This is a genomic window from Blastococcus sp. SYSU DS1021 (assembly GCF_054050995.1).
In genome coordinates this window covers 1-4,051 of sequence record NZ_JBJHAL010000046.1, presented here as the reverse complement: position 1 = coordinate 4,051, position 4,051 = coordinate 1, and the positions used below count along the sequence as shown (strand labels likewise).

The 4,051-nt window shown below is 74.4% G+C and carries 3 protein-coding genes; 1 reads left to right on the top strand and 2 read right to left on the bottom strand.

Annotated elements, in window-relative coordinates:
* Nucleotides 1-199: 199 nt before the first annotated feature.
* Together sucB and lpdA are read right to left on the bottom strand one after the other, a co-directional pair.
* Nucleotides 200-2,041 carry a 2-oxoglutarate dehydrogenase, E2 component, dihydrolipoamide succinyltransferase gene (gene sucB / locus ACI8AP_RS20885; protein ID WP_456591293.1) on the bottom strand — a complete coding sequence of 614 codons (1,842 nt, stop codon included), beginning with the start codon at nucleotides 2,039-2,041 and terminating at the stop codon, nucleotides 200-202.
* Between the two features lie 47 nt (nucleotides 2,042-2,088).
* On the bottom strand, nucleotides 2,089-3,468 hold the full coding sequence (gene lpdA / locus ACI8AP_RS20880) for a dihydrolipoyl dehydrogenase (protein WP_456591292.1): 1,380 nt from the start codon (nucleotides 3,466-3,468) through the stop codon (nucleotides 2,089-2,091).
* Between the two features lie 150 nt (nucleotides 3,469-3,618).
* Here lpdA and ACI8AP_RS20875 point away from each other — a divergent pair, with 150 nt between their 5' ends.
* Complete coding sequence (locus tag ACI8AP_RS20875; protein WP_456591291.1) at nucleotides 3,619-3,960, top strand: oxidoreductase; 342 nt, start codon at nucleotides 3,619-3,621, stop codon at nucleotides 3,958-3,960.
* Nucleotides 3,961-4,051: the final 91 nt, after the last annotated feature.

The following is a 4,051-nucleotide window of genomic DNA, read 5'->3' as shown; positions in this document are numbered from 1 at the left end:
CCCCCCCCCCCCCCCCCCCCCCCCCCCCCCCCCCCCCCCCCCCCCCCCCCCCCCCCCCCCCCCCCCCCCCCCCCCCCCCCCCCCCCCCCCCCCCCCCCCCCCCACCCCCCCCCCCCCCCGCCCCCCCCCCCCCCCCCCCCCCCCCCCCCCCCCCCCCCCCCCCCCGGGCTCGCGGGTGCTGCGGGCGGGGTGCCCTGGCTCAGCCGAGGCCGAGCTCGCCGTGGAACTGACCGGCCTCCAGCCGCTCCTTCACCGTGGTGAGGAAACGGGCGGCGTCCGCCCCGTCGACGATCCGGTGGTCGTAGGTCAGCGCCAGGTAGACCATCGACCGGACGGCGATGACCTCACCCAGCTCGGCGTCCTGCACCACGACCGGCCGCTTCACGACCGAGCCGGTGCCGAGGATGGCGACCTGCGGCTGGTTGATGATCGGCGTGTCGAACAGGGCGCCGCGGCTGCCGGTGTTGGTCAGCGTGAACGTCCCACCACCGAGCTCGTCCGGCGTCACCTTGTTGGTGCGGGTGCGCTCCGCGAGGTCGGCGATCTTGCGGGCCAGGCCACCCAGGCTCAGGTCCCCCGCACCGTGGATCACCGGGACGAGCAGCCCCCGCTCGGTGTCGACGGCGACCCCGAGGTTCTCGGCGTCGTGGTAGGTGACCGTGCCCGCCTCGAGGTCGATCGAGGAGTTCACCGACGGGTGCTGCTTGAGCGCCTCGACCGCCGCCTTGGCGAAGAACGGCAGGAACGAGAGCTTGACGCCCTCGCGGGCCTCGAAGGTGCCCTTCGCCTGCTGCCGCAGCTGCGCGATGCGCGTGACGTCGGCCTCGACGACCGTCGTCAGCTGGGCGCTCACCTGCAGCGACTCCACCATTCGGCGGGCGATGACCCCGCGCAGGCGGGACAGCTTCTCGGTGCGGCCACGCACCGAGGTGTCCGGCATGGCGGCCGGCGACGGCGTGCGGGTGCCGCCGGAGGCGGCCGGGGCCGACGCCGCGGGAGCGGACGCCGCGGGCGCCGGCGCGGCGGACTTCTCCGCGGCGGCCAGCACGTCCTGCTTCCGGATGCGCCCGCCGACGCCGGTCCCCGAGACGGTGTTCAGGTCGACCCCGTGGTCGGCGGCCAGGCGGCGCACCAGCGGGGTGACGTACTGACCACCGCCGTCACCCGAGGGGGCCGGGGCGGACGGCGCCTGCGGAGCCACCTGGGGCGCGGGCGCCGAGGTCGGCGAGTCCGACGGCTGGGCGCCGCTGGCACCGTAGTCGCCACCGGGCTGCTCGCTGGCCGCGTCAGCCTCCTTGGCCTGCGGGGCCGCCTGCGGCTCCGGCTCGGCCGGCACCTGCTGCTTCGGGGCCTCCTGCTGCGGTGCGGGAGCCGCGGGGGCGGAGCCGCCGCCGGAGGCGCCCGTGCCGATCACGGCGAGCTGGGCGCCGACGTCGACGGTCTCGTCCTCGTTGACCGTGATCTCCAGCAGCGTGCCGCTGACCGGCGCCGGGATCTCGGTGTCGACCTTGTCGGTGGAGACCTCGAGGAGCGGCTCGTCGGCGGTGATCTCGTCGCCGACGGCCTTCAGCCACCGGGTCACGGTGCCCTCGGTGACGCTCTCGCCGAGCGCCGGCATCGTGACGGGGGTCCCCTCGCCGCCGCCGCCACCGGACCCGCCGGCCGGGGCCGGCTCGGGCTCGGCGGCGGGCTGCTCCTGCGCTCCGCCGGAGCCCGCGTCCTCGACCTGCTGGTCGGGGGTCTGCGGCGCGGTGTCGGCGTCCTCGGCCGAGGCCGGCGGGCTGGCGGCGCCCTCGTCGCCGTCCCCGCCACCGATCACGGCGAGCTCGGCGCCGACGTCGACGGTCTCGTCCTCGGCCACGAGGATCTTGGTGAGGACCCCGGCGGCCGGGGAGGGGATCTCGGTGTCGACCTTGTCGGTCGACACCTCGAGGAGGGGCTCGTCGGCCTCGACCTGGTCACCCTCCTGCTTGAGCCATCGGGTGACCGTGCCCTCGGTGACGCTCTCGCCCAGGGCGGGCATGGTGACGGAGGTCGGCATCGGGGCAGTGCTCCTTCTGGCGCTGGGTGGGTGGGGGTGGAGCGAGATCAGCCGTGCACGTGCAGGGGCTTGCCGGCGAGCGCGAGGTGAGCCTCGCCGAGCGCCTCGCTCTGCGTCGGGTGCGGGTGGATGAGGCTGGCGACGTCGTCGGCCTCGGCCTCCCAGTTGTAGATCAGCTGGGCCTCGGCGATGAGCTCGCCGACGCGGCTGCCGACCATGTGGATGCCGACGACCGGGCCGTCGGGGGCCTGGACCAGCTTGACCGCGCCCGTCGTCTTCAGGATCTGGCTGCGGCCGTTGCCGGCGAGGTCGTAGGTGAGGGTCTTCACCTCGCCGTAGCGCTCCTTGGCCTGCGCCTCGGTGAGGCCGACCGAGGCGACCTCGGGGTCGGAGTAGGTGATCCGCGGGACGCCGGCGTAGTCGATCGGGGCGGGCTCGAGGCCGGCGACCCGCTCGGCGACGAGGATGCCCTCGCCGAAGCCGACGTGGGCCAGCTGCAGGGTGGGGACCAGGTCGCCCACGGCGGAGATCGTCGGGATGTTGGTGCGCATGTACTCGTCGACGAGGACGTAGCCGCGCTCCATCGCGACGCCCACCTCCTCGTAGCCGATGCCGGAGCTGACCGGGCCGCGACCGACCGCGACGAGCAGCAGCTCGGCCTCGATCTCCTTGCCGTTCTCCAGCGACACCTTGACGCCGTTCTCGGTGGTCTGCACGCCGGAGAAGCGGTTCCCAAGCTCGAACGCGATCTTGCGCCGGCGGAAGGCGCGCTCCAGCAGCTTCGAGGACGACTCGTCCTCCAGCGGCACGAGGTGGGGCAGGCCCTCGACGATGGTGACGTCCACGCCGAAGGACTTCCAGGCGCTGGCGAACTCGCAGCCGATGACGCCACCGCCGAGGATGATCGCCGAGCTCGGCACCCGGTCCAGGTTCAGCGCGTGGTCGCTGGTGATGACCTTCGTGCCGTCGATCTCCAGGCCCGGCAGCGAGCGGGGGTAGGAGCCGGTGGCCAGCAGGACGTGCTTGCCCTCGTAGGTCTGGCCGTTCACCTCGACCGCCGTGGGGGAGACCAGCCGGCCCTCGCCCTCGACGTAGGTGATCTTGCGCGCCTTCACCAGGCCCTGCAGCCCCTTGTAGAGCTTGGTGATGACGCCGTCCTTGTAGCTGTTGACGCCATCCATGTCGATGCCGGCCAGCGACGTCTTCACGCCGAACTGCTCGCCCTCGCGGGCCAGGTCGGCCACCTCGCCGGCGTGCAGCAGGGCCTTGGTCGGGATGCAGCCCCGGTGCAGGCAGGTGCCACCGACCTTGTCCTTCTCGATCAGCACGACGTTCAGGCCGAGCTCGGAGGCGCGGAACGCGGCGGCGTAGCCGCCGGAGCCACCCCCGAGGATGACCAGGTCGGCGGGGGAAGCGGGTGCGCTCACGGGTGCTCCTCGGGTCGTCGGACGGCAACCCCGCTCGAGCGGGCGGGGGCTGGGCCCCATCCTGCCACCCCGGGAACGAGCTGGCCCGGAGCACCGTTGCTCTCGCGAGCGTCGCAGTGATCACGCGACCCCGGCAGGACGGAGACGGCGATGGGCCTGTTCGAGCGGTGGCGGAGGCGGCGGCCCGGGGATGGCGCCCGCGCCACCCTCGACCGGGCGTCCCACCGGGACGACCTGGTGCACCTGGAGCAGTTCGTGGCGAGCCGCCGGGGCGTCGAGGGGTACGTGGAGCCCCGGACGGCGGTGACCGAGGCCACCATCGTCCTGGTCGCGGCCGACGGCGAGTGGACCCGGAGGCGCATCGACGGTCCCGACGTCGCCCGCCGGCTGTCCAAGGAGCTGGCGATCCCGGTGTACGACGCCCAGGTGACCGGCTACCCGCAGCGCATGCGCGACTGGTCGAAGGGCCACCGTCCCCCCACCGCTCGCTAGCTCGCGGCGGGCCCCTGACGGTGGCGCTCCAGCACGTCGCCAGGCGTCCTGGCTCACCGTGGGGGGTCCTGGCTCACCGTCGACGGTGAGC

Excerpts from the sequence above, each read along its gene's own strand:
- ACI8AP_RS20875 (WP_456591291.1), top strand. The coding sequence starts at position 3,619 with ATGGGCCTGTTCGAGCGGTGGCGGAGGCGGCGGCCCGGGGATGGCGCC.
- sucB (WP_456591293.1), bottom strand. The coding sequence starts at position 2,041 with ATGCCGACCTCCGTCACCATGCCCGCCCTGGGCGAGAGCGTCACCGAG.